This window comes from Kitasatospora sp. GP82, from assembly GCF_029892105.1.
Classification (GTDB): domain Bacteria; phylum Actinomycetota; class Actinomycetes; order Streptomycetales; family Streptomycetaceae; genus Kitasatospora.
Genome location: NZ_JARZAJ010000055.1, coordinates 1 through 23738 on the forward strand (window position 1 = coordinate 1; position 23738 = coordinate 23738).

The following is a 23738-nucleotide window of genomic DNA, read 5'->3' on the forward strand; positions in this document are numbered from 1 at the left end:
GAGGCCCTGCTTCTATGCGTCCACTGGCCCGCGATCACCCGATCGAGACTTCCGTTCGATCGGCAGGCGCTCTGATCGGTACGACAACGGCTACTTAGCGGGCCGCGGCCGCTGGTCAGCCCAGTGGCGCGGGGTGTCAGGACCGGGATCCCGTCACGCAGGTCACGATGTCGGCGTTCATCCGCGACGCAGAACAGGCATGCGTGATCGGCGGTGGGGTCGGTCGGGGCTCCGGGGTGACGCTCGCCTCCGGTGCATGTCCTTGTCGGAGCGAGGGCACGGGCGGTGGTGAACGCCTGCCACAGGGCGCCGGCGGCCGGCTCGTACTCAGCGGGGTGATCGCCCTCCCACAGATCGCCGACGCCGTCGTTGATCACAGCGATCTTGGAGGGCAGCTCGTTCAGCTGGTACGGCCGTCCGGTCGGGACGGCGTAGGTCCTCGCGGCGTTGCCCTCGTTCACGGCTCCACCTGCCCTCCGCAGGCGGTTCGGCCCGCTCGGTTTTGGACAGTTGCCGTACGACGCGCTGGACGATCGTCGGGACAGGCCGTCCGGTGTCCGTCTCGGCGCTGGCGGCGAGTCTGGCGTCGTCCGCGGCCTCGGCCAGCTTCCGCCAGTAGAACGGGAAGATGGACGTGCTGGACGTCACCGCCCCCTTGGACAGCGTCCTGACGATCATGCAGACCGGGGCTTTGGTACGCCCGCACTCCCAGCCGCACGAGGCGCACAGCTTCGCGGTCGGCCGACCGGGGCCCTCCTCGCTCTCGCCCTCCCCCATCTCGCAGAGCGACAGCATCCGGGGTGAACCGCAGCGGTGGCAGTCCCTCAGGCGGTAGCCACCGGACCCGTCGGCGGCATCCAGCGCTGCGGCCAGCTGCTGCCCTTGTCGCACCGCTGGGCGCGGAACATCCGAGCTGCCATCGCCTCGGTGTCCAGGTCTCCGAACCTGTATCGGTCTTCGTGTTCTGGCACGCACCGACAACCGATTACGGCCAGAACCCGATATCGCCCAGGAGGTCCATCCCGGTGATAAGACTGATCGCTGTCCTACCAACCTTCAGCCGCTCGGCCTTCAGCGGCAGCCGCCTCTGGCAGGGTGGCCGGCGCGACCGATTCCACCCGGTCGGTGCGCCACAGCACCACTTGCGTCGTGCCGTAGCCGTACCAGCCGGAGCCGAGCTGAAACCGCAGCCGCCGGTCTGCGGTGCACCAACCCTCGATCCGCTCCTGGTCCGCGCCCGAAACGCTGTACGGGGCCGACGTGATCGCTGCCGGGCGGCCTCCGCGCAGCCAGAACACCACATGATCCAGCCAGTACCGGTCTTCTCCGCCCCCGTAGTACGTGCAGCGCCCCCCGCTCGTACGGCACGCATCGGCGGCTGACCTTTCCTCGCAGCCAGTGCGGGCAGCACCCAGAGTGCGAGGCCTTCAGCCCGTGCCGCTCGGCCCACTCCACAGTCAGTTCCGGTTTCGCGCGCTGCACCGGGATCAGCCGCTCGTACCGCTCGGGATCGCTGCGGCGCAAACCTCGGCGAGCCCAGCGCCCAGATCTTCAGATAGTGGTCGTGACCGAACAACAGCAGACCCTTCGGGTGGACGATGTCCTCCCACGCCTTCAGAGCGAACGGCAGCACGTGCGCACGCAGCTGCCGCTCCTCCTTCTCGGTCGGTCCGGCCGGCACCGGGATGTGCCTGGGGCGCAGCACCGGGTCCGCGCTGTTGCAGAACCGGGCGACGCCCTCGGTCGCCATCTGCGCCTGGGCCGCAGCGCTCAGCAACAGGTGCCCGTTGACCCGCAGCGGCTCCGCGATGCGCAGGATCTCCGCCGACCTTTCGGCTGGCAACCACGGCCCGATCCGGTCCTCGTAGCGGTGGCCGACGGCCGCGTAGGCCAGCGAGTGCCGGGTGCGGCACTGCACATGCCTGGGGAAGCTCGCCTTCGCGTCGGCCACTGTCACCTTGTTGTAGGCCAGGTACAGGCCCCGGCCCTTCATCACCTCGCACGCCATCTTCAGCGTGCTGGTTTTGCCGGTGCCCGCCCCGGCCTCGACCACCAGGTTCGAGCCGCGCTCGCAGACCGTCAGGATCTTCTCCTGCTCCCCTGTCTGCACCAGCCGAGCCGGGGCCTTGGGCGCGGGTGCCGGGACCTTCGCTACGGCGGGGCGGGCGCCGGGGCCGCCGCAGGCATCGGGTCCGGTGCCGGGGGCCGCTGCTGGAGCAGAGCCCGGTCGTGCAGCGTCACCGGCTCCATCGGCAGATCCAGGGCGACGTACATCTGCCTGCCGGCGCGCGGCCTCAGCCGCGCCGGCCACCTCGCGCAGCTGGTCGGCGTCCAGTCGGCCGAGCGCCCTCTGCTCGCGGGCCGCCACCGGCGCCAGTCGTGCGATCGCCGCCGAGGCCAGGCCCCGCAGCTGCCCCACACCGGACGACTGCGCAACAGCCGACGGCTGTACGGGAGCGGAGCCCCGGGCGGGAGGCTGCACTGGGCGGGCGGCGGCCCTCGCACCGCCGGGCAGTTGCTGCACCACCGGTTTCTTGCCCCGGGCCAGCCTGCGCGCATCCTGGGCCTTCCCCCGGCACACCTCGGAGCAGTACAACGCGTAGTACCTGCGCTTCTTCGCGCTCAGCTCTTCATGGCACACCGTGCAGCACTCGCCAGGGGCCACCACCTCGGTGTCCGTCACAGCGCGAACTGTGACGTACCGTCACCTAATGTGGCAGGCGCCCACCCGGAGTGCTGCGGCGATCTGCTGGTGCGTCAACCTCGTGGCCCTGCGCAAGCAGGCGCTCTCGGCCGGGGCGGCACCTTCTCTCCGCGCGGGAGGGAGGTGCTCCTCGCGGAGGCAGGGATCCGCAGTACGAGACGTGGCAGCCCCTTCCGGGCAGCCTCATACGCCTGGAGGACTCGTGAATTCGGGATGACAACCCGTACAGGCACTGGGTCGAGGATGTCGTCGCCTGGCCCGAAGCCCTTCGGCATGTAGATCGGCATGACCATGGCGTTGCCTAGTTGTTCCGACCGCATACGTTCACCGGGTTGGCGGTGGCACGGTCCGAACCGGTTGGATGTGGGCGGACATCCGAGGTTCGGGGAGGCGCGGTGGCGGAACCGGTCAAGGTCCGGAGACTGACCAGCAGTTACAGCGGATCGTGCGCCGAGGCAGCACGAACACGGTGCGCACCGGCGGGCGATGATGCTGCTGGCCTCGGCCGGCGGCAACCGGGTGCCGGTCATCGCCCAGCTGGTGCAGGCGGACGAGGACACGGTGCGGGATGTGATCCACCGGTTCAACGAGATCGGTCTGGCCTGCCTGGACCCTCGGTGGGCGGGAGGCCGTCCCCGCCTGCTCAGTCCTGACGACGGGGACTTCGTCGTTCAGACGGCCACCACCCACCCGGTCACGCTCGGGCAGCCCTTCACCCGCTGGTCGATCCGTAAGCTCGCCGCCTACCTGCGCAAGGTTCACGGCCGGGTGATCCGGATCGGCCGGGAGGCCCTGCGCTGTCTGCTCGCCCGACGAGGCGTCACCTTTCAGCGGACCAAGACGTGGAAGGAGTCCACCGATCCGGAGCGGGACGCCAAGCTCGACCGGATCGAGCACGTCCTGGAGCGCTTCCCCGACCGGACGTTCGCGTTCGACGAGTTCGGCCCGCCGGGCATCCGTCCGACCGGTGGCAGCGGCTGGGCCGAGCGGGGACGGCCGGACCGGCTGCCGGCGACCTGCCACCGCACCCACGGCGTCACCTACTTCCACGGCTGTTACTCGGTCGGCGACGACAGCCTGTGGGGCGTCAACCGGCGCCGCAAGGGAACCGCGAACACCCTGGCCGCACTCCGCTCGATCCGGGCAGCCCGTCCAGACGGCGCCCCGGTCTACGTGATCCTGGACAACCTCTCCGCCCGCAACGGCAAGAAGATCCGCCGCTGGGCCCACAACAACAACGTGCACCTGTGCTTCACCCCGACCAACGCCTCCTGGGCCAACCCGATCGAGGCTCACTTCGGACCGCTGCGGCAGTTCACCCTGGCCAACTCGAACCACCCCAGCCACACCGTCCATACCCGCGCCCCGCACGCCTACCTGCACTGGCGCAACGCCAACGCCCGCCACCCCGACGTCCTGGCCGCCCAACGCCGGGAACGGACGCGCATCCGCAGCGAGAAGGGCCTCCGCTGAGGAGGAAGGCCGCTGACCGAAGCGGCGTGACCGGCCGGCCGGATGTGCTGGAGCGGTCCACCACTCGGCGCAGGGAGCTACGGCCGGACTCAGGGGGAGGCCCAGTTGTAGGTGCTGGACTGCGGCCCGGGTACAGGTGCAGTCCAGGTGCCGACCACAGCGGCCCGGGGGCAGGATGGAAGGGAAATGCGGCGGGCGTCGGTGGCAGGCGGGCTCCAGCGTCCATGTCCTGCGACATCGTGCAGAGGGTGGACGTGCTGCACACCCCTGTCTGTGCCGTCTACGCCGTCACAAGAACACGGGGCCGGCCGAGCGGGCTGCTGATCGCGGCACGGCGCGAGGGTGGAGGGAGCGGCGGATCTCCCACTGCTATTGGATAGGACCGTGAGGGCGATGAAGGTCTTCATCACAGGCGGCTCCGGCTACATCGGCCGCTCCACCATCAAGGCGCTGATCCGGCACGGAATCGAAGTGACGGCGCTGGCGCGCAGCGAGCACACCGCGCGCACGCTGTCGGACCTGGGCGCAACCCCCGTCGCGGGCGCGCTCACCGACGCCGGCGTCCTTCGGGGGGGCAGCTCGCCAGGCCGACGGGGTGATCCATCTCGGGGTGGACTACTCCGAGGGCACCGCGGATGTCGACCGCGCCGCGGCGGAGGCCATGCAGGACGGTGCGGGAAGCCGCCCGTATGTGCACACCGGTGGGGTGTGGGTGTACGGCGACACCGACGGAGTCGTCGACGAGGACGCCCCGCTGAGCCCGCCGCGCATCACCACCTGGCGGCTGGAGAACGAGAAGCGCGTGCTGGCCCGGGCCAGTACGGGGGAGCACCCGGTGGTGGTGATGCCAGGGCTGGTCTACGGTCGCTCCGGCGGTCTGGTGCAGTCGTTCTTCGTCGAACCGGGGCGTGCCGCTGGCGCCGTGCCCTGCATCGGGGACGGCTCCAACCACTGGGCGCTGGTTCACGTCGACGACATCGCCGAGCTGTACGTCCTGGCCCTGAACGCCCCGGCTGGTTCCGTCTACGCCGGGGTCGGCGGCCAGAACCTCCCGCTGGCGGACATCACCCGGGCCCTCAGCCAAGCCGCCGGGTGCCCGGGCAGGACCGAGTCACTGACCCTCGCGGAGGCCGTGCAGCGGATGGGCCCGATCGCAGAGGCGTTCGCCCTCGACCAGCAGTTCATCGGTGCCCGGGCCCGCCGTGAGCTCGGCTGGACGCCCACCCGTCTCGACGCCCTGACCGAACTCGCCCAGGGCTGAACCACCCGCCGCGGTAGCCCCCTCGCGGCCCGCGTGGCGTGCCTCCTTGTGTCCGAGCGCCGGGCGGCTGTTCAGTAGGGGCCAAGGTTGCGTCTCGGCCCGGCGGGCACCGGGGACTTCGCGGGCACCGAGGACTCGGCGGGCGCCAAGGGTAGGGACGCCTGCCCATCCGCAAGGGGGTGCCGAATGCGTGGCCTGGAAGTTACCGTGGTGATCCTCGCGGCCGTGCTGGCCATGACATGGCTGGCTCACCGCCTGCGCTGGAACGAGCCGGTCCTGCTGGTGGCGGGCGGCTGCCTTATCGGTTTCACTCCTGGCTTCCGCACGCTCGTCCTGCCTCCTGCGGTCGTGCTGCTGCTGTTCCTGCCACCTCTGCTCTACTGGGAGTCGCTGACCACCTCGCTCCGCGAGATCCGGACGAACTTGCGCGGCATCGTGCTGCTCGCGACCGGGCTGGTGCTGGCCACCGCCACCGCCGTGGCCGCAGTGGGGCACGCGCTGGGCCTGTCCTGGCCGCTTGCCTTCGTCTTGGGCGCCGTCGTCGCCCCCACGGACGCCACCGCCGTGGCAGCGGTTGCCCGGGCCCTGCCGCGCCGTATCCGGACCATCCTGCGGACGGAGAGCCTGATCAACGACGGCACCGCGCTCACCCTCTACACGGTGGTGGTCGGGGCCGCTGTGGAGGGGCAGGTCGTCAGCTGGTCGGGCACTGCCGTGCGCTTCCTGATGGCCTACGCGGGCGGTGCCGCGATCGGCGCCGGCTGCGCCGCCGTCGTGGTGGCACTGCGCAGTCGCTTGCGTGACCGCGTAGTGGAGAGCGCCCTGGGCGTCCTCACTCCGTTTGCCACTTATCTGCCCGCGCAGGCCGTTGGCGTCTCCGGCGTCCTGGCGGTGGTCATCTGCGGCCTCATCCTCAGTCAGGCGGGCCCCAAGGTGGTCAGCGCGGGCGCGAGAGTGCAGATCACCGCCTTCTGGGAGGTGAGCACCTTCATCCTCAACAGCGCCCTGTTCGTCCTGGTCGGCATTCAGACACCCGCCATCGTGAGCGCGATCGGCTCCGCCTCCGCTGGACACGCGGCGGTCATCGCCTCGCTGGTCAGCGGCGTGGTGATCGGCACCCGCCTGCTGTGGCTGTATTCGGTGCCCTACCTCATCCGCGCCGTCGACCGCCGCCCGGTCCAGCGCAGGCTGCGTTCCGGCGCCCGGCAACGGTTTCCCCTCGCCTGGAGCGGCGTGCGCGGGGCCGTGTCGCTGGCAGCCGCCCTCGCCGTCCCGGCCACCACCGTCCAGGGCCGTGCGCTCCCAGGACACGGCCTGCTGGTCTTCACGGCGGTGACCGTCATCCTGGTCACCCTGGTCCTCCAGGGGACGACCATGCCCGCGGTGATCCGCTGCTCCGGGCTCCACGGCGATGCCGACGAGACCACCGAGGAACGCCGCGCCCATCGCCAGATCGTCACCGCCGCGGTGGCGGCGCTTCCCGACCTCGCTGGCCGCCTGGAGACGCCACGGGAGACCGCCAACGCCATCCTGAGCGAACTGCGCGAGTACGCCACCGAAGACGCGGAACCGTCCGACGCCACCGGTCCCGGCGTGCGGGCAGGGCTGGAACTGCGCCGCGCCTTGATCGGCGTGAAACGCAGCGCCCTGATCCGCCTGCGGGACCAGCGCAGCATCGACGACATCGTCCTGCGACGGCTGCAGTCGATCCTGGACAGCGAGGAGGTCAGGATCGAGCTGGCCCTGCAAGCCTTCACCGATCGGCCGCCCTAAGGTGAATGAGTCCAAGGGGCGCTGTCGTGGTCAGTGATCGAAGGCGACCAGGGATCGCTTGGCGGGTTGGCCGGTCTTGTCGTTGAGCCAGATCGCGGCGGTGAGCGCCGAGATGCGCGTCAGGACCCGGACGATCACGCCGGCCGGAGTGCGCCCGCCGTGTCGTTCCAGGTCGAGCTGCCCTTTGAAGGTCTGGTTGATCGACTCGATGACCTGCCGCAGTGGCTTGAACAGATGCGCCCCGGCCTCCTCGGGTTCGCCCTTGCGGGCCGGGCGCAACAACTCCAGATGACGCTCTGTGAAGTCGCGTTCGAAGTCGCGGCCGTAGTAGTTCTTGTCGCCGATGATCGTCTGCCTCGGATGGGTGGTGGTGACCTCCGGTGCGGCGGCGAGCATGTCGCGCAGCGTCTCGCGCTCGTCGGCCTTCGCGCCGGTGAGTGCGAACAGGATCGGCAGTCCGCCGAGCGTGCAGACCAGGTGCAGGCGCAGGCCGCAGAAGTACCGGGAGTGCGACGCGCAGTATCCGTACTCGGCCCAGCCGGCCAGGTCCGAGCGCTTGGCGGTCTCGCGGGAGCAGCCGCACCCGACCGGCGTGGAGTCGACCGCCCACACGTCGTCGCTCCACAGCGGGGTGTCCGGTGCCAGCAGCCTGATAATGTGCTTGACCAGCTTGGATGCGTTGCGGAGCCGCTTGTTGTAGCCGGACTGCTGCGGCAGGTACGGGAACAGGTGGCGAAATTCCCGTGCGGCGCGCCGCAGCCACCGCCGCTCGGAGGTGTACCCCAGCAGCACCGACATCACCGCTAGGGTGACCAGTTCGGCGTCACTGAGCGTGGGCGCGATCCCGACTGCCGGGTGCCACGGAGCCAGATGCGGCGAAGCCTTCAGCTCGTCGGCGATCCTGACGTAGGGTGCCGTTGCGAGGGTGTCCAATTCTGTCTTCACATACCGACATTGGACGCCCTCGCGCCATGTCCGCAGGCGAATGCTCGGACGCGGTTGGTGTCCGGGTAGTCGGGTATCGACGACTGTCCGGTCGAATCCGAAGGTCTCCATCCCCCGAGCGGGGGAGCCGAGTTGGACCTTGCGCATGATTCGGCGGGGCGGTCCGCCGGACAGCATGGGGCCATGGTCACGTTTGGGACACCTGCAGCCGTTGCCGTCCATGAGAGTCCGCCTCCTGCCCGTTGGGTGGTCCGAGTCGCGCACATCGCGGCCCTCACCGCTGTGCCATCCGGGATTTGGCGGATCACGATGGGACTTGGCATCCCGGTGGGATTCGACACCGAGGGATTGGACGTCCCCGGTTGGTTCACCGTCGTGTGTATCGCAATGAGCCTGGGCGTCGAAGGGCTCACGTTGCTCACCCTTGGCCTGGTCAAGCCCTGGGGTGAGGTGGTGCCGCGCTGGATCCCGCTCATCGGAGGGAGGCACGTCGCACCTCTGGCCGCGGTGATCCCGGCATCGCTCGGCGCGGCCCTTCTGATGCTGCTGACAATCCCCAACGCGCGCGGCTTCGGAGGGGCGCAGGGAGCTCCGAGCGGGCTGGCACTCGTCGTGATGGATGCCTGTTACGCACCACTGCTGCTGTGGGGGCCGCTGCTCGGGGTCGTCACGATCTCCTACTACCGGCGACGCCTGAGCTGAGCACGCGCAGTCAACCTCGTTGCGGCCAGCACGCATCCCTTGCACTCATTCATCTAGAGAGCACCGAATTCCCGCCCGCTTGTCCCCTCCCAAACTCATCCAGCGTCGCGGTTGCGACGCCCGGTCAATCGAGCCTGTCTCAACAGCGAATAGCCGCGACCGCCTCTGCGGCCTGCTCGATGTAGAGGCGCTGCCAGTCGCAGTCGTGGCTCTCGCCGCGCAAGGCCGGGTGCAGTTCGTCCGGCGACGCCCAGGACACATCCGCGGGTGTTCGGGCGGGGGTACGCGTGCAGGGCTGGAAGACGTGCTGTGCGAGGTAGGTGACTGGATTGGTGCGGGCGTCCCGCCGCGAGCAGTGGGCTGCAGCCAGCGGGCGAACGTCATCTCCAGCCGCACAGCCGGGTGTTGGCTGGAGCCGGGGCAGTCCGTTTGCCAGACGATGCCGTCCGCCGTGATCGTGCCGACGGTCGGCGCATCCGGGTCCTTCGGCTTCGGGTGCACGTAGCACCGGCCGCCGCAGCGCAGCCGAACCGTCTCCTCACAGGCAGGGCACAGGCCCTCACCGGCTAGGAGCGTGTCTCAGTAACCTGCAACCCGCCTGGGTTTCGTGATGCAGCGCGCCCGTGCCGAGGCGGACCAAGCTGTGACTGGCGCATCCATGTTCGTGGCAGCGGGGACCGCCCCACGCCGAGTCTGACGATGGTGCGGCGGGCTGGCTCGGTCAGGCCGGCGGTTCGGTCAGGCCCGGGCGGGAGCCGCCGTGTCCCTGCAGGCCGAGGGTGCCGTGGCCGTGAGCAGGACGACGACGGCCGCGGCGTCGACCTCCACTCCGTTCGAAGCGACGGCGCTCTACCCTCTGTGAACCGCGTTCTACCCTCTGATAGGCAGCTGACCTGCAAAGAAGCGGCGCGGTTCGACCCTCAGGGCGAAGAAGGCGGGGTTTTCGGTCACCCACCGCATCCTGGCTGCTGGCCCAGCACGTCGGACACCCGGCGCCACCGAGCGGGCAGGACCCTGACCTGCGTGTGAGAATTGGGTACCGGATCGCAGTTCGGTGTCCGAGGCCCGCCCGTCGCGGCATGGGGGCGCGGTACCTGACGTCCCCTCCCGCTGATCCCATCGACACGCTGGGAGGCTCTCTGTGAGCGAACGTCTCAATGCGTGGCCGACGCTGGTCTATGAGGACCTGGCGCCCATGGTTGACTACGTGAACCGGGTGGTACAGGTCGCAGGCAAGTACACCCTCGACGAGCCCTTCGAAGTCGGTTGGGGAAACATCGTCCTCGATGTCACCCCCCGGGGGCTCAGTACGCCAACCCTTCGGCAGCGAGGCGTGACCTTCACGGTGCACTACAGCCTGCTCGACGGTGGCGTGGTCATCGAGGCCGACACTGGCTCGCGGACGGTGCCATTGTCCAAGGGATCAGTCGCCATGTTCTATGCGTCCTTCTGCGATGCGGCAGACGAGCTCGGCATACACCGACCGCACAGCTCGTTGATCTGCGAGATTCCGGATGCCCCGCCGCGCTTCGAGGACGATCACGTCGAACGCACCTGGGATGACCATGCGGCCCGGCTGATCTGGACAGCGTTGAACCTCGCCGCTGACGGGCTCGAGGCGTGGCAGGCCCCCTTCCTGGGATACCGCCCCCGGGTCGGTGTGATGTGGGGCGGCTTCGACCTGTCCGCCACGCGTCACCGGGCGCAGCCCACCGTGCCGCCGCCCCACCAGCCGCCGTTCATGCAGAACGCCCAGCTCGACGCGTACGTGTCGGTGGGATTCTCCTTCGGGGATGCCAAGGCGCCGAACGTCGGCATGTACGCGTACATCTGGCCCCAGCCGGACGGTCTCGGGGGCCGGTCCTGGGGTGTTGAGGGCGCCGCCTGGCATCCCGACGCTGGTCTGGTTCGTCTGCCGTGGGCCAAGCTCAGGGAGACAGCGGACCCGCACCAGGCCATTGTGGCGTTCGGCGACGCCGTCTACGATGCCGCCGTGGAGACGGCAGGCTGGCCGTCCGACCTCGTCGGTCCCCGCGTCGAGGGTTGGTACATGAGCAGGACACCGCCCGCGCTCGTCCAGCACCAGCACAGGTCGTGAACATCCCAGGAGGGCGGAAGGAGCGCACCCGCCGGTCAGGCGGTACCACGGCGCCGCCGGGCGTAGGCGACCGTGACGACGGTGACCAGCGGCCCCCACAGCAGGAGTGGCACGTAGCAGGCATTCATGATCCACGCGGCCATGCCCTGAGGAGCCTCGGAGCCGCCCACGGAGGCGGGCAGCTTGCCCCAGAACTGGGCTGCAGCCCGCAGACCGTGTACAAGAAGGCCGACGCCGGCCTACTGCCCGGCGCCAAGGCCATCGGCAACGGCAAGGTCCGTCGGACCGGATTCCACGTGCCGCGGTCGGTGGTCGAGCAATACCTCGCCAGCTCTGAGTTCGGCCTGAAGGCCGCCTGATGTCGGCCTCGATCCCGTCGCCTGAGTTCGGCGCCCCGTCTCTCGGCCCCGCCGACCGCAACCCGCGCCTCATCACGCCGCCTGACGGGCCCGCCGGGGACGATCCCGCCCCGGCAGCGTGGCGGGCGTTCGGTGAGCCCCCTGACACCAACTCGCAGGAAGGACAAGCGCCGTGAGCTATGCAGGTCGCTATGACGCGGATCCGCCGCTCGCTCTCCCGGATACCCCGTTCTCGGTGCCCGAGGCTCCGAAGCAGGAGCAGCCGGTCCAGGAGCCGAAGCCGCAGGACCCGCCGGCCCGTCGAGCAGACGTCCAGGCTCGTCAACTCGTGGCTGCGGGCCGAGCTGACCGAACAGGGCTTGGTGCGAGTTCCCCGGCAGCAGTCAGGTCGTGACGGTCACCGGTAGGGCGGGAAGCGCACCTCGGCCCGGGATGCTGCGCCGACTCCGCATACGGAGCCCCGGGCGGTGGTCACGGCCTTGATCAGTCCCGCCGCCCCGACGATGGTGACGCCGTTGGCCTGGAGGATCCCGGCGGTCACGGGTGCTCCGTGGATGACCATCACGGGTGCCGCGGGGCAGCCCAGGTGCTTGCTGACGGTGCGGGTCTCCCACAGGAGCGTCTGCACCGCCTGGGCCCGGTCGTGGGGGCCGCACCACAGCCGACCGTTGCGGACCTGAACGGCGGCGCCGTTCTTCGCGGACCACCGCTTGGAGTCGATGACAACGACCTGGCCCCGCGGTCCGATGGCCATGTGGTCCACATTGGCTTTGAAGCCGGGATGCTGCGGTCGTGGAGGATGGTCCAGCCCTGAATGGTGAGCGGGGCGAGGATCCACGCGTGGCTTCTTCGCCGATCGCGCCAGCCACCCACCACCCGGCGGCCGAGGCCTGCTTGGTGCTGCGGGGGCGGGCCCCGGTCAAGCCCCAGCCGAGTACCCCGCCGGCGGTTGCGGTGAGGATGGCGAGCGGGAGGTGGCTGCCGGAGCCGAGGAGACCGCCGACGGCTGTCCCGGCAGCGGTTGCGGTCAGCCGGGCCCGCGTGGATAAGGGGGATCGGGTTCGACTGAGCTTGGCGGCCTGCTCGCGGACGCTACGCCCGGCCTCGTTGCTCACCGCTGCGACTCCTGTCGAGTTGACGGGTGGTCCGTGGTAGGCACCGGACTCCTATCTCTGACCCCAGCCGCAAACTAACCGCCGGGTAACTTCCAGATCGTCCGTTTCCCTGCCGTCCATGCCCTCGTTGGGCTGAACGAGCGAACCCGTGGTCGATCAGGAAGGGCGGGCGGCAGGAGTGATCGCCGAAAAGAGCGCCGAGACCTTCCCCTACGCGGGCACGTGAAAGCAATGCTTCGTCTCGCACGTACTCACCGGAAAGGACGCAACACGCGTATGAAGAAAACCGCCCTCATCGCAGCCCCTCTCGCCCTCGCCGCGAGCCTCGCCCTTGCGCCAGCCGCCAGTGCCGCACCCGCGTACACGCCCGCCCGTGCCTGCCTGCAGGTCGTCGACCTTAAGAACCCGCCCGTCGGCACCAACTTCGACGCGATTAACCAGGCCGCGAAAGCCCTCGGCCTGCCCGGAGTCCCCACCGCCGTCGGTGGCGTCTGCAACACCGCCGTACCGACCGACGCCGACTCCGGCACTACCGAGTACCCCCGTCCCGGTCACGGGCCCGTCATCCTGCGCACCAGCGCCTACGCCCGCTACCAGCAGTACTGCACCGACTCCGTCAGCGTGGTCGGCACCGGCACCATCCCCGGAACCAACATCCCCGCCGTCGACGGACTGATCGTGTTCGGCTCCGACTGTACCAGCGAACCGAATCCGCTCATCGTCTGAACAGGCCACTGCGGTGGTGAGGCCGAGTTCGGGGTGAGCGCGGAACAGGAAGCGGCTGTACGAGGCGTACTGGCCGATGTGCAGGCCCTTGCCGGTCTCCTCACCGCCGGGGAACGGGCCGAACGCGTAGCAGTTGGTGCTCACGGTGCTGCTCCTCGGGTTTGGTGGGCCCGGCCTCAGGTGACGGCCGGACTGAACGTCACTGCTCGGTGCTGGTAACCTCGTTGTCCGTTTGCTGCGGGCGATCGGTCTCCGGGTGACCGCTGTCGCGGTTGCCGCGGCCGCTTCTGGGGTCAGCGCCAGCGATAGGCGTCAAGGGGCGGTGACGAGCGAGTATCCCTTCGGGCCGCGGCCGGGAGATCATGACGCTGCCGTTCCACCAGCACCTGACCGAGAGCGACGCCCGTAAGGTCGCCGCCGCCCTCAAGCGGGCCGTCGCCGAGGCCGTTCGGTGAGGCGCGCCGCCGTCCTCGGCAAGGGCGCGCTGGCCGCGCACGCCTGCGAGACGATCGCAGCGCTGCCTGAAACGGTCCTGGACACCGTGATCCCGAACGCGTCCGAGCCGGAGTGGGACATCCGCCTCTCGGACTACGTGTCCAAGCGCTGGCCCGAAGTGCGCATCCTGCGCTCAGGCGACTGGCGTGAACTGGAGCCGGGGCGGTGCGACCTGGTCTTCAGCGTGCTCTACGACAAGATCATCGGGCCTGGTCTGATCGACAACACCGAGCGAATCATCAACTGCCACCCCGGCCGACTCCCCCAATACCGGGGAGCACGCCCGGTGAACTGGGCGCTCCACAACCGCGAGAACCTGCACGGCATCACGATCCACGTGATCGACAGTGGCATCGACTCCGGCCCCGTTCTCACCGAAGCCCTATTCTCAATCTGGCCCGACATCGACGAGGTCGAGGACGTCTGGCAGCGGTCCATGGAGCACGGGCGGCTCCTCATCTCGGACACACTGCCCCGCCTCGACCGGATCGTGCCAAGGCCCCAGGACACGTCCGCCGCGGTGACGCACTACAGCCGAGACAGCACAGCTCTCGGCAACCGCAGTGACTGGACCAGGGTGATCTCCGCCGACCCCGTCTGAGCAGTACACCCGTTGAAGCCCGAGGTGGCGATGCCTCGGGCTTCAACGCGCGCCGGGAACCTCAGCGGCCGGCGACGGACAGGAGAACGTCCACCAGCCGCTCGGCAGCATCAGGCCGCCCCTGCGACCGGGCCCGCTGTGCCATGTCGGCGCGGCGGGCCGGGTCTGCGAGCAGGGGCGCCACGGCCTCCTGCAGGCTGGCCGGGGACACCTCGCCGAGCATGGCGACTGCGGCGCCCAACTCCTGCAGGTGGGTGGCATTGTGGGCCTGCTCGTTACCGGCGGAGCTAGCGAGCGGGATGAAGACCGCCGCCTTGCCGAGGGCGGTGAGTTCCGCGATCGTGCCCGCACCGCTGCGGGAGATCACCACATCTGCCAGGGCGAGAACATCAGGCAGCTCCGGGCCGACGAATCCGGTGACCAGGTAGCGGCTGGCCAGGTCGCCGGGAAGGGCCTCAGCTGCCTGCCGCAGGCTCTCCTCATGGGTCGGCCCGCACTGGTGGATCACGTTGGCGTAGGACAGCAGCCACGGCAGGATGTCGCGCACCAACCCGTTGATCTGAGCCGATCCCTGGGCTCCGCCCGTGATGTACACGGTGGGGCGGGTCCGGTCGAACAACCACAGGCCGAGAGCTGCAACTGCCTTGTCCGAGTGGCCGGCAAGCACCTGAGGGCGCACGGGATTGCCGGTGACGACCGCCGCCCCACGGGCAGACTCCGGCAGGAACTGCAGCGTGGACTCCGACGACACGGCGAAGCACGTCGCAGCGCGGGCAAGGCCCCGGTTGGCCAGCCCGAGGCGCACCGTCTGCTCGTGAACGACGAGGGGGCGACGGCACATCCGGGCGGCCAGGCCCACCGGTACGGCGACGTAGCCGCCCGTGGCGAGCACCACGTCGGGGTGGAAGTCGGCAACAACGGATCGGGCCTGGGCGATGCCGAGCGGCACGCGCCCCATGTCCTTGATGTTGGCCGGCGAGGCGAGCTTGAGCGGGTTGCTGGAGCGGCGGATCTTGCCCGTGGCCACCGTGGTGAAAGGGATCTGCTCGGCGGTCGTGACCTTGGCCTCCAGGCCGTTCGCTGTCCCGACCCACAGCACGTCCAGCGTCCTGCCGGCGGCTGCGAGTCTGGCCTGCAGGGTGCGTACCGCGGTGAGCGCCGGGTAGGTGTGGCCGCCAGTGCCGCCACCCGTGACGATCAGGCGAAAGGCACGCTCGGCAAGAGGGCGGTTGCGAGGGTCACTGTGCACGGAGAGCTCCCGATATGGACTCACCCCGCATCTGGGGGCTGTGGGACATTGCGGACGATAGCAGGCACTACGCAAAGTTCGCTGAATGGCCACCAGGGACTCGATCCGGCCCTGCCGCGCCCAACTTGGCCGTCCAGGCAACGAGAACGCCGCACAGGCCCCTCCAGGGCCCGTAACGAGTCCGCAACGACCCCACGGCAGAGTGCCACCTGCTGCCAACCTGACCGCGTGACCAACCATCAGCCGCCCACCTGGGCCCAGCCCACACCACCCGCCCCGCCGAAGCCCGGCCTCACCAAGGCCGCGAAGATCACCCTCAGCGTCCTCGGCGGCATCGTCATCATCGGCGGCTGCAACGCCATCGCGACCGGCGGCAAGGGCCTCGGCAACAACCAGCCAGTCGCCGCACCAGCCCCGCAGACCACCGCCAGCAGCCCCGCCAAGCCAGTCACACCCTCGGCCAGCACCCCCAGCCCCAGCCACGCCACCGCCGCCACCATCGGCCAGCAAATCCACACCTGGTACACCGGCGGCGGACAAACCCACATCACCAACATCGGCAACGACGCCCAAGCCATCGCCAACGCCGCCGCCACCGGCGACACCAACGCCGTCGCCAACGCCTGCGGCACCCTCAAAGGCCACGTCCGCAACGCCCAGGCGTATCCGCCGATCCCCGACCCCGAATCGCAACAGCACTGGGGCGCCGCGCTCGACGCGTACAAGCAGGCCGCCGCGGACTGCATCACCGCCGCCAGCACCAACGACGCCGCCCTGCTGACCAAGTCCGGCGACGAGATCGGCACCGGCAGCTCCGAGATCACCCAGACGAGCGCCCGCATCAACGAGATCAACGCCAGCGGGCAGTAGGCACGGCTGCGCCCCGCCGCGAACTGACGGGGTGTTTTTCTGCGGTGAGGAGTGTCGACTGGGACCGGGGTTCTGCCGTGGTGCTGATCGCGATCAACTACGGTGTCACGACTGGTAGCAGGGCCAGGCGTGTGGAAAAGGGTGGGGACGTGACCAGCAGCACGAGACTCGAACGACGGATCCGACGGGATTTCCCGAACCTGGTTCGGCGTCGGGGATCTTGCACATCCTCGATGAACTCCCCGATGTCGCGGGCTACGACGAGAAGCATTTCCGTAGCGAGCGCATCCTGCCGCGATCATCTTGCTTGCTGACGGGAGTATCCGCGAACTCCGTGAGGCTATCGAGCTCGCGAAGGCGGACTGGCGTGACCTGCTCGTCGCCGCAGAGCTGGCGCACGAGGACTGGCCCGTCCGCCTTGACGCCGAACTTGGCCCTGAACGCACCGGTTCCCGAACCGGAAGCACCAGCTGAGTTCATCGGTTGCGCCCCGCCGGTTCACGGCGGGGCGCAGTCGCACAGCGGTCAGTCCGCAACGTTCTCGCTGTCGAGGTGGACGCCATCGAACTCGACAACCTCGGCCAGCCGAACAGCCGACGGACCTGACACCCTACTGGGTCGACGCCGCGTCAGCAGCAGCCGGCCCCACTACCGCCGTCCTTCTGGACCAGCGGCGCAGGCGCCGGAGCGGCCGAGCTCGGCACCGCCACGTACAGCAGCCCCGTGCCCAGAACCAGCCCGGCAATAGCGGCGACAACAGACTTGAGCTTCACGAATCCCCCTCTGAGTCATCGATCGGTGCTCCGAGTCAAACGCCGTTGACACCCAGCTGTCAATGGTCGGCGGCTTCCTCGCCGTCGAGACGGACGCCATCGATCTCGATGGCCTCGTAGCCGGACTTCTCCAACGCGTCCCACGCTTCAGCGGCCTGCTGCTGCGGGCTGTTCCCGTACTTCGGCTCGCGGGAAACGTGGTGGTACACGGCGACCTTCGGGGCACGATCAGTTACGGAACGAACCTACTCTCGGCCGCTGACAGCGTTGGCTGCCTTCGAACGGACGACGCCGGGCCGCGCGATGCCCCGCACCACAATGACCAGAGCCGCGACGATCGGCAGGAAGGCAACCGTGTCGAGCGTCATCACGACGTCGTGCGGCCACCCCAGCAGCCGCGGCAGGTTGTCGAGCAGGAAGCCGGAACCACCGAAGAGCATGACCGCACCCGCCATGCGCAGTTGGGCAGATCGCGGGCGGGGCCGACGGCTCGCGAAGACCACCATGGCTGCTCCGGCCGCCAGTAGCCCGCAGTACAGCCACATCAGGACCCGTTCCTGGGCGTACGGACTCATCGCGTGCGACCCCATCTCCTAGACACGGAGGTCATCGTCACAGCTCAGGGGCCCTGTACACAATGCGTCCGGGCTCATCGATAGGGTTTCGCAACACCGCCCAGATCGATGCTGCACGTTGGGTTTCAGACTCGCCCGCGGCGGGCGGGACCGAGGAGGGCACGGTAGACGCCTGCCCTCAGACCTGAGTGGCACCGTTCAGATCAACGGCCGGATCACCTGGGACCACGCCACCGAGCCGGTCGCCTCAGCCGACGCCTCCTAGAGTCCCTCTCCACCCCGACGAACGGGCCGCCCGTCAGCCCAGCCAGCGGGTCGCGGGTCAGCATTCGGCGGCCGCCGTACCGGCGCCGTCGGGCAGCACCGGCAGCGGCCAGACAGGGTCGGGCGACCAGGTCGGCCAGCCGCCGGCGAACGGACCCGTGCGGTCCTGCAGCAGGCCCAGCGCCCGCTCGCGCGCCGCGTCGACCAGGGCGTGCAGGTCGTCGTCGACCAGGCCGAGACGGCGCACCTGGGCGTACTCGTCCTCGTCCTTCCACGAGGACAGGTCGGGCTCCGCCAACAGGTCGATGCACAGGTCGAGGGTGTCGATCCCGACGGACGGGCGGCGGGTGAAGGGCAGCTCGAAGTTCACGTACCAGCGGATCGGCTCGCCACTGTCGGCGTGCTGGAAGCAGTGGACGCTGAACATCTCGCCGGCCGGGAAGCGGCTCAGCAGCGCGGTGCGCTCCCACCGGTAGGAGCCGAGGGTCCAGGTGCCGGCCGCCAGGTCGTCCAGACCGCTCTTGCGCACGGCCTGGTCGCCGGTGCGCAGCGAGCTGATCCATGTGGTCGGGGCGAGGGACTCGATCCCCGGCCAGTACGCGAGGGTCAGGACGTCGCCGGTGTCGGCGACGACGCGCTGCGGTATCGCGGTCCAGACCCGGCCCGGACATCGGGGCGCACCGCTGTGTCGCCCGGGGCGAACAGGTCGGTGACGGTGGCCATCAGCGGGCCACCCAGGCCGGACACGCGGGCTGGTGCCTTGTCGTGACCACCACCGTCCCGCCCGGCAGAAGATGCTCGCTGCTCCAGGTCCGGCAGCAGTGCGCGGGCGGGCTCGGGCAAGGCGGCATCGACGCGGCGGTGGCCGACGAAGCGGCGGCGGGATTGCCCGTCCGGCGCCGCCGACGGCGGCGAGCCGTGGAGGAGGTCGTCACTCCTTCGCCTCCGGCATCAACGGCTCGCGACACCCACGGCACAACCGCGGCCCCGTCTCGCGGCCCTCGAAGGCGACCAGCCTCAGCCGGGGAACCCCGCCCCTGCCCATGCAGGCCACCGTACGACCGACGTCGTCGCCGAGGGCAAGGTCGTCGCCCAAGACACCGGTTTCAGGCACCTCGAACGAGTTCCGGCGCCTGAAACCTGCGCAGGTCAGAGCCTCATCTCAGGCTCAGCGGCTCGGGCGCCGCCGGGCGACGAGGGCAGCGATGTCGTCGTCGAGCTCGCCGCCGCTGTAGGCGATCAGGTCGCGGTGGAGGTGGTCGAGGAGCTGGTGGGGCGCCTCGCCGCTCCACGAGCGGATGCGTTCGGCGAGGGGGTAGAAGGCGCCGGAGCGGTCGCGGGTCTCAGTGACCCCGTCGGTGTACAGCAGGAGCTGGTCTCCGGGGTGGAAGGGGGCGAGGTCGACGTGGTATCCGTCGCTCACCAGCATGCCCAGGTTGAGCGGCGGCGAGGGAGCGGCGGGCTGCAGCTTCCGGACCCCGCCGCGGTGCAGCAGCAGCGGGGGCGGGTGCCCGCAGGTGACGGTCCGGACGACCGGTTCGTCGTCCGGGATCTCGGCGAGGAGCGCGGTGATGAAACGTTCAGCGATCTCCGAGCCCGGGACCCCCGGGTACTGGGAGGCGTGGCGGCTCATGCTCGTCTCCAGGCGGCGCGCGAGGTGGGGCAGGTCGGGCGCGTCGTGGGCGGCCTCGCGGAAGGCGCTGAGCAGCGCCGCGGCCGTCTGCACCGCGAGCAGGCCCTTGCCGCGTACGTCGCCGATGAGCAGCCGTACGCCGTGCGGCGTGCGTATCGCCTCGTACAGGTCGCCGCCGATCCGGGCTTCCGCCGCGGCGGCCAGGTAGAGGCTCTCGAGCGTGACGTGCCCGAGGTGGCGTGGTACCGGATGCAGCACCGCCAGCTGGGCGGCCTCGGCCACCGAGCGGACCTGAACCAGCTGATGGGCGCGTCGGCCCAGCAGGCGGTTGAGGAAGACGGCGAATGCCGCAATCGCCGCGAGGGTGGCCAGCTCAGAGTAGGCGGTCGCATCCCGCAGCGCATTGAAGTCCACCATCAGGCCGACAAAGATGGCGCACGCGGCCACTCCGGTGAGCACGGTCCCCCACAGGGGCAGCAGCGCGGCGGCAGCAACCATGGCCGTGGCGAGGAAGGCATCCGGCCTGACATCGCGGGGTGTGAAGAGGCCGATGAGCAGGCCGATGAACAGCAGCAGAGCAGGCAGCATGGGCAGCAGCTTGGCCCGCACACCAGCGCTGTGCGGGACTCCGCGTTCCTCAGGAGACCTCGCCACCGTGCCGCTCCCCGGGGTCACACAGGTCGAGCGGCAGCCTAGGCCCGGAAGCCAGGCCACCGATTTGGGTAATTTTATCGCTGTTCGCCCGTACCCACGAACAACCCGGTGAGCGGTGGTGACGCGCAGGCGTCACGACGCGGCACGCAATGAGCTGTCGCGGTTGGTGATCGTGCGGCGGACGGTGGCCGAGGTGCTGGCCGGCGAAGCGGGTGGGCAGGTTGATCCGGCACCCGGGGTTCGCGGGGCACTACGGGATGTGACGGTATATCAGCGGATCGAGGCGGTGTTCGACCAGGCCGCCGGGCCGCTGCGGTCGCGGGACGTGTGCGATGCCCTGGACCTCGGTGCGGAGGCCAGGTTCGTCGAGGCGATGCGCTCCAAACTCAAGCACCTGGTGACGGACGGGGTGCTGGTCGAGGTGGGACCGGGGCTGTTCGCCCGCGCCGGAACAGGGGCGGTGGCGTGGGCGCACACCGGAGCGCGAACGAGCCCGCTGGGGATGAGCCTGTCCCGGCGGCAGGTATGGAGCAGGTGATCGCGGGCTTCGGGGCGTCGTGGAGCCTGTTCGGGGCACTGGTGGAGGACTTGCACGATGAGTCCGCCGAGCGGTTGACGCACGCTCCGTTGGAGGGCCTGATCGCGAATCGCGGGAAAGAGGTGATGCGACGACTGCTGCAGGACCACATGGACCTGCGGTCCATACGCGAGCCGCGACTCCCCGATGTCCAGGGCACCGACCAGGTGGTGCGGCGCCGGATCGAGCCGGGGCACCAGCGGCCGTTGGCGACGGTGTTCGGGACGGTGACGGTGACCCGGAGCGCCTATCGGGCCCTGGGTGCGTCGAACCTGCACCCGATGGACGCCGGGCTGAACCTGCCCCTTGAGCGGTCCAGCCACGGACTGCGGAAGCTGGCCGCCTCGGAGGCGGTGCGCGGCAGCTTCGACGAAGCCCGGGTGGCGATCGAGCGCGCGTGTGGCACCAGGATCGGCAAGCGGCAGATCGAGCAGCTCACCGTGCGCGCCGCCGTGGATGTGGAGGCGTTCTACCGCATGCGGGCCCCGATGCCGTGCACCGCTGAGACGCTGCTGATGCTGTCGGAGATCTGGCATCGTTGGGTGTCGGTGCGGCCCGTGGTGATGGTCCAGTCGAACCAGTCTGACCTTCCACTGTTGATGCCGAGATCGGCTATCAGGTATCAGGCGGGGCGTCGAGCAGGTGGGCGACGTGCAGTTCGGTGAGGGCGAGGCGGATGACGGCGGTGTCGGCCACAGCATGAGTGCGGGTGGCGGCCGTGGTGAGGTCGGTGAAGGTGCGGGTGGCGTCGGCGAGGTGGAAGACGGTGGCACACAGCGGGCTGAGCAGGTGTCCCTGCTCGGCGTGTTCGTCGTAGACGGCCAGGCGGCCGTCGGTGATCTCTTTGACGCGCAGCCCTTCGCGGCGGGCCCGGGGGGCGTTCAACGGCCGGTGTTCCTTTCAGTGCCCGCACAGCGGTCTGTGGTCCTGGAAGTGGTTCACGGGGCGGGCTGGTCGCGCAGGGCCGCCGTCATCGGGTGGACCTGCTTGGTCTGGGTGGCGATGGCCGGGACGGTGCGGAAGCAGTCGGGCCGGTCCCAGCAGGCCAGGTACTGGTCGAGTGCGGTGTAGTGCTGGATCCAGGCGGTCATGCCTTCGACGGTGTCGGGCAGTTCGTCGAGCAGCTGGGGCGCGGCCGATGCGGTGATTGGCCGATGTTGCGGTGGCCGGCTGGCGGTGGATCCGTTCGGGGCGGATGCCCAGTTGGATCAGACGCCGTTGCACGGCCTGCCAGCGGTCGGGGCGTTCGTCGAGATTGATGCAGGTGATGCCGTCGAAGGCGTTGAAGGGGTTGCGTTTTTCTGCCTGGTAGTCAGCCAGGGTCTGGCGAACGGCTTTTTCGCCCAGGAGGGCGGTGAAATGGTCGATGGCCTCGTCGGCGCTCTGGCCGAGTTCGTCGAAGCCGATGAGGTAGTTGAACAGGCAAACAGCAGCCCCACAGTTCATCCGCTCATCCGCTTCGGCCGGTGATGAGGAATGTCTTCGGGGGCTCGCGTATCAGGACGCCTGCGTACCCCGGGCACCGCGCTCAGGCGCCCGGGTGACCGTCCAGGGTCAGTGGCCGGCGCTCTGGCCACCGTCGACGTGGAGGATCTCGCCGGTGACGAACGGGGCGTTCTCAAGGTAGACCACCGCGTCGACGATGTCGCCGACCTCGCCCATCCGGCCGATCGGGTGCAGGGCGGCGAGCTTCTCGTGGTACTTCTCCGGGTTCAGCGGTGTCTTGACGATGCCGAGCGAGACGGCGTTGCTGCGGATTCCGCAGGAGGCGTACTCGATGGCCAAGGCCTTGGTGGCCGACTGCAGGCCGCCCTTGGTGAGGGAGGCCAGCACCGAGGTCACGGCGGACATGGCGTGGTCGACCAGACTGGTGGTGAGCTGGACGACGTGGCCGCTGCCCTGGCGGAGCATCTGCTCGATGGCAAGCTGGGTGATGCGGAAGAAGCCGGTCAGGTTGACACCGGTCACCGCGTCGTAGTCGGCCTGGGTGTAGTCGGTGAACGGCTTGGCGATGAAAATGCCGGCGTTGTTGACCAGGGTGTCGATGCGGCCGAAGCGCTCGATGGCGGCTCCGGCCACTCGTTCGGCGGTGGCAGGGTCGGCGATGTCGCCCTGGATGGTGAGGATGTCCGGATCCTGGGACGGGGCGATGCTGCGCGAGGTCGCGACCACGGCGTAGCCGAGCTTGCGGTAGGCGTCGACCAGGCCGGCGCCGATGCCCTGCGACGCACCCGTGATGACGGCGACCTTCTGACCGGGAGTCCTCATGGTGACCTTCTCCAGTGGTTGTCCGGGCCGGCTCCCGTAGCCGGATGCTCAGACCGGTCGGCAATCTTCCAGGGGGTGCAGGCGGGCCGACTCGGGTATCCGCCCGCTGCCTGCGGTGGGAGTCTCCGCCTTCCAGGAGGGAGGAAGCCGGTTGCAGGACCGCGTTCCGGGCTCCGCGCCGCTGATGCTCCGAGTCGGGGAGCCGACGCCGCGGAACCAGCCTCGGTTGGCCGTGCACGGGGCGGGCCGGGCCAGGGAACTCACCGAAGAGGTCGTCGTGGGGTGCGAGGCCACCGATGGTGACCTCGCCACGCTGGCGCGGTCGGGCTTGATGAACAGGTTGATCGTCGCCCGAGACCATGGTCGCGCTCAGTGTCGCGGCGCTCAACCCCGGGAGCACATGAACGCGCCGCTGACCCGGCGGGCGGCCTCGACCTCGTGCCGAAAGCGGGCCCGGAACTCGCCGTCCCCGGCCAGCTCGGGGCGGATCACCTTGACCGCCACCTGCCGCCCGGACAGCGACCGCGCGCGGTACACCACGCCCATCCCGCCCGAGCCGAGCCGGCCCTCCAGCCGGTACCCGCCGATCTCGCGCGGATCGTTCTCCAACAACATCACGTGTC

General features: G+C 69.6%; 24 protein-coding genes and 4 pseudogenes. 14 read left to right on the forward strand and 14 right to left on the reverse strand.

Annotated features, from left to right (window positions below; all coding sequences use genetic code 11):
- Window positions 1–461: pseudogene (locus P3T39_RS33160) on the reverse strand (hypothetical protein); the annotation flags it as partial.
- A gap of 167 nt (window positions 462–628) precedes the next feature.
- Between P3T39_RS33160 and P3T39_RS33165 the strand changes: the two are divergent.
- Window positions 629–835, forward strand: a complete 207-nt coding sequence (locus P3T39_RS33165; RefSeq protein ID WP_280702978.1) for a hypothetical protein — start codon at window positions 629–631, stop codon at window positions 833–835.
- Between the two features lie 150 nt (window positions 836–985).
- Here P3T39_RS33165 and P3T39_RS33170 read toward each other — a convergent pair whose 3' ends face one another.
- A complete protein-coding gene (locus P3T39_RS33170; RefSeq protein ID WP_280702979.1) occupies window positions 986–2683 on the reverse strand; it encodes a hypothetical protein in 1698 nt (565 codons plus the stop codon).
- Window positions 2684–3099: 416 nt separating this feature from the next.
- On the opposite strand from P3T39_RS33170, the pseudogene P3T39_RS33175 reads away from it, so the two are divergent.
- The 4 genes and pseudogenes from P3T39_RS33175 (at window position 3100) to P3T39_RS33185 (ending at window position 7211) form a co-directional block, all read left to right on the forward strand.
- A pseudogene (locus P3T39_RS33175) lies at window positions 3100–4177 on the forward strand (IS630 family transposase).
- 393 nt (window positions 4178–4570) lie between these two features.
- Window positions 4571–4684, forward strand: a pseudogene (locus tag P3T39_RS37670) (NAD-dependent epimerase/dehydratase family protein); the annotation flags it as partial.
- A gap of 88 nt (window positions 4685–4772) precedes the next feature.
- Window positions 4773–5438 (forward strand): NAD-dependent epimerase/dehydratase family protein, encoded by a 666-nt coding sequence (locus P3T39_RS33180; protein ID WP_348534418.1) that lies wholly within the window; start codon window positions 4773–4775, stop codon window positions 5436–5438.
- A gap of 186 nt (window positions 5439–5624) precedes the next feature.
- Window positions 5625–7211 carry a Na+/H+ antiporter gene (locus P3T39_RS33185; RefSeq protein ID WP_280702981.1) on the forward strand — a complete coding sequence of 529 codons (1587 nt, stop codon included), beginning with the start codon at window positions 5625–5627 and terminating at the stop codon, window positions 7209–7211.
- A gap of 30 nt (window positions 7212–7241) precedes the next feature.
- Here the strand turns inward: P3T39_RS33185 and P3T39_RS33190 are convergent, their stop codons facing one another.
- Window positions 7242–8156, reverse strand: a complete 915-nt coding sequence (locus P3T39_RS33190) for an IS982 family transposase (protein ID WP_280702982.1) — start codon at window positions 8154–8156, stop codon at window positions 7242–7244.
- 309 nt (window positions 8157–8465) lie between these two features.
- Here P3T39_RS33190 and P3T39_RS33195 point away from each other — a divergent pair, with 309 nt between their 5' ends.
- From P3T39_RS33195 to P3T39_RS33205, 3 genes are all read left to right on the forward strand, one after another.
- Complete coding sequence (locus P3T39_RS33195) at window positions 8466–8858, forward strand: hypothetical protein (RefSeq protein WP_280702983.1); 393 nt, start codon at window positions 8466–8468, stop codon at window positions 8856–8858.
- A gap of 1141 nt (window positions 8859–9999) precedes the next feature.
- Window positions 10000–10956, forward strand: coding sequence for a DUF5996 family protein (locus P3T39_RS33200; protein ID WP_280702984.1), 957 nt, complete (start codon window positions 10000–10002; stop codon window positions 10954–10956).
- Between the two features lie 215 nt (window positions 10957–11171).
- A complete protein-coding gene (locus P3T39_RS33205) occupies window positions 11172–11315 on the forward strand; it encodes a hypothetical protein (protein ID WP_280702985.1) in 144 nt (47 codons plus the stop codon).
- Between the two features lie 397 nt (window positions 11316–11712).
- On the opposite strand, the gene P3T39_RS33210 is transcribed toward P3T39_RS33205, so the two are convergent.
- Window positions 11713–12069, reverse strand: a complete 357-nt coding sequence (locus P3T39_RS33210) for a hypothetical protein (protein ID WP_280702986.1) — start codon at window positions 12067–12069, stop codon at window positions 11713–11715.
- 637 nt (window positions 12070–12706) lie between these two features.
- Between P3T39_RS33210 and P3T39_RS33215 the strand changes: the two genes are divergently transcribed.
- Both P3T39_RS33215 and P3T39_RS33220 read left to right on the forward strand, forming a co-directional pair.
- Complete coding sequence (locus P3T39_RS33215; RefSeq protein WP_280702987.1) at window positions 12707–13156, forward strand: hypothetical protein; 450 nt, start codon at window positions 12707–12709, stop codon at window positions 13154–13156.
- 451 nt (window positions 13157–13607) lie between these two features.
- Window positions 13608–14252, forward strand: a complete 645-nt coding sequence (locus tag P3T39_RS33220; RefSeq protein WP_280702988.1) for a formyltransferase family protein — start codon at window positions 13608–13610, stop codon at window positions 14250–14252.
- A 61-nt stretch (window positions 14253–14313) separates the two neighbouring features.
- On the opposite strand, the gene P3T39_RS33225 is transcribed toward P3T39_RS33220, so the two are convergent.
- Window positions 14314–15501, reverse strand: coding sequence for a UDP-N-acetylglucosamine--N-acetylmuramyl-(pentapeptide) pyrophosphoryl-undecaprenol N-acetylglucosamine transferase (locus P3T39_RS33225; protein WP_280702989.1), 1188 nt, complete (start codon window positions 15499–15501; stop codon window positions 14314–14316).
- 228 nt (window positions 15502–15729) lie between these two features.
- Between P3T39_RS33225 and P3T39_RS33230 the strand changes: the two genes are divergently transcribed.
- Window positions 15730–16371: a hypothetical protein gene (locus P3T39_RS33230; protein ID WP_280702990.1), complete on the forward strand. Its 642-nt coding sequence runs from the start codon at window positions 15730–15732 to the stop codon at window positions 16369–16371.
- An 832-nt stretch (window positions 16372–17203) separates the two neighbouring features.
- On the opposite strand, the gene P3T39_RS33235 is transcribed toward P3T39_RS33230, so the two are convergent.
- From P3T39_RS33235 to P3T39_RS33255, 5 genes are all read right to left on the reverse strand, one after another.
- A complete protein-coding gene (locus tag P3T39_RS33235) occupies window positions 17204–17353 on the reverse strand; it encodes a hypothetical protein (RefSeq protein ID WP_280702991.1) in 150 nt (49 codons plus the stop codon).
- A 36-nt stretch (window positions 17354–17389) separates the two neighbouring features.
- Window positions 17390–17719 carry a hypothetical protein gene (locus P3T39_RS33240; RefSeq protein WP_280702992.1) on the reverse strand — a complete coding sequence of 110 codons (330 nt, stop codon included), beginning with the start codon at window positions 17717–17719 and terminating at the stop codon, window positions 17390–17392.
- Window positions 17720–18041: 322 nt separating this feature from the next.
- A complete protein-coding gene (locus P3T39_RS33245; protein WP_280702993.1) occupies window positions 18042–18512 on the reverse strand; it encodes a DUF402 domain-containing protein in 471 nt (156 codons plus the stop codon).
- Window positions 18513–18589: 77 nt separating this feature from the next.
- A complete protein-coding gene (locus P3T39_RS33250) occupies window positions 18590–18826 on the reverse strand; it encodes a hypothetical protein (RefSeq protein WP_280702994.1) in 237 nt (78 codons plus the stop codon).
- Between the two features lie 325 nt (window positions 18827–19151).
- Window positions 19152–20270 (reverse strand): PP2C family protein-serine/threonine phosphatase, encoded by a 1119-nt coding sequence (locus P3T39_RS33255; protein ID WP_280702995.1) that lies wholly within the window; start codon window positions 20268–20270, stop codon window positions 19152–19154.
- A gap of 259 nt (window positions 20271–20529) precedes the next feature.
- Here P3T39_RS33255 and P3T39_RS33260 point away from each other — a divergent pair, with 259 nt between their 5' ends.
- Window positions 20530–20808, forward strand: a complete 279-nt coding sequence (locus tag P3T39_RS33260; protein ID WP_280702996.1) for a hypothetical protein — start codon at window positions 20530–20532, stop codon at window positions 20806–20808.
- Window positions 20796–21512, forward strand: a complete 717-nt coding sequence (locus P3T39_RS33265) for a hypothetical protein (RefSeq protein ID WP_280702997.1) — start codon at window positions 20796–20798, stop codon at window positions 21510–21512. Before P3T39_RS33260 ends, P3T39_RS33265 begins: the two co-directional genes overlap by 13 nt.
- Here P3T39_RS33265 and P3T39_RS33270 read toward each other — a convergent pair.
- On the reverse strand, window positions 21463–21732 hold the full coding sequence (locus P3T39_RS33270; RefSeq protein ID WP_280702998.1) for a hypothetical protein: 270 nt from the start codon (window positions 21730–21732) through the stop codon (window positions 21463–21465). The two genes, P3T39_RS33265 and P3T39_RS33270, sit on opposite strands and share 50 nt — an antisense overlap.
- 53 nt (window positions 21733–21785) lie before the next feature.
- Window positions 21786–21938 carry a hypothetical protein gene (locus P3T39_RS33275; protein ID WP_280702999.1) on the reverse strand — a complete coding sequence of 51 codons (153 nt, stop codon included), beginning with the start codon at window positions 21936–21938 and terminating at the stop codon, window positions 21786–21788.
- On the opposite strand from P3T39_RS33275, the gene P3T39_RS33280 reads away from it, so the two are divergent.
- Window positions 21937–22317 (forward strand): hypothetical protein, encoded by a 381-nt coding sequence (locus P3T39_RS33280; protein ID WP_280703000.1) that lies wholly within the window; start codon window positions 21937–21939, stop codon window positions 22315–22317. The genes P3T39_RS33275 and P3T39_RS33280 overlap by 2 nt on opposite strands.
- 84 nt (window positions 22318–22401) lie before the next feature.
- On the opposite strand, the gene P3T39_RS33285 is transcribed toward P3T39_RS33280, so the two are convergent.
- Together P3T39_RS33285 and P3T39_RS33290 are read right to left on the reverse strand one after the other, a co-directional pair.
- Complete coding sequence (locus tag P3T39_RS33285) at window positions 22402–23115, reverse strand: SDR family oxidoreductase (RefSeq protein WP_280703001.1); 714 nt, start codon at window positions 23113–23115, stop codon at window positions 22402–22404.
- Between the two features lie 402 nt (window positions 23116–23517).
- Window positions 23518–23733 (reverse strand): annotated as a pseudogene (locus tag P3T39_RS33290) (AarF/UbiB family protein); the annotation flags it as partial.
- Window positions 23734–23738 lie beyond the last annotated feature (5 nt).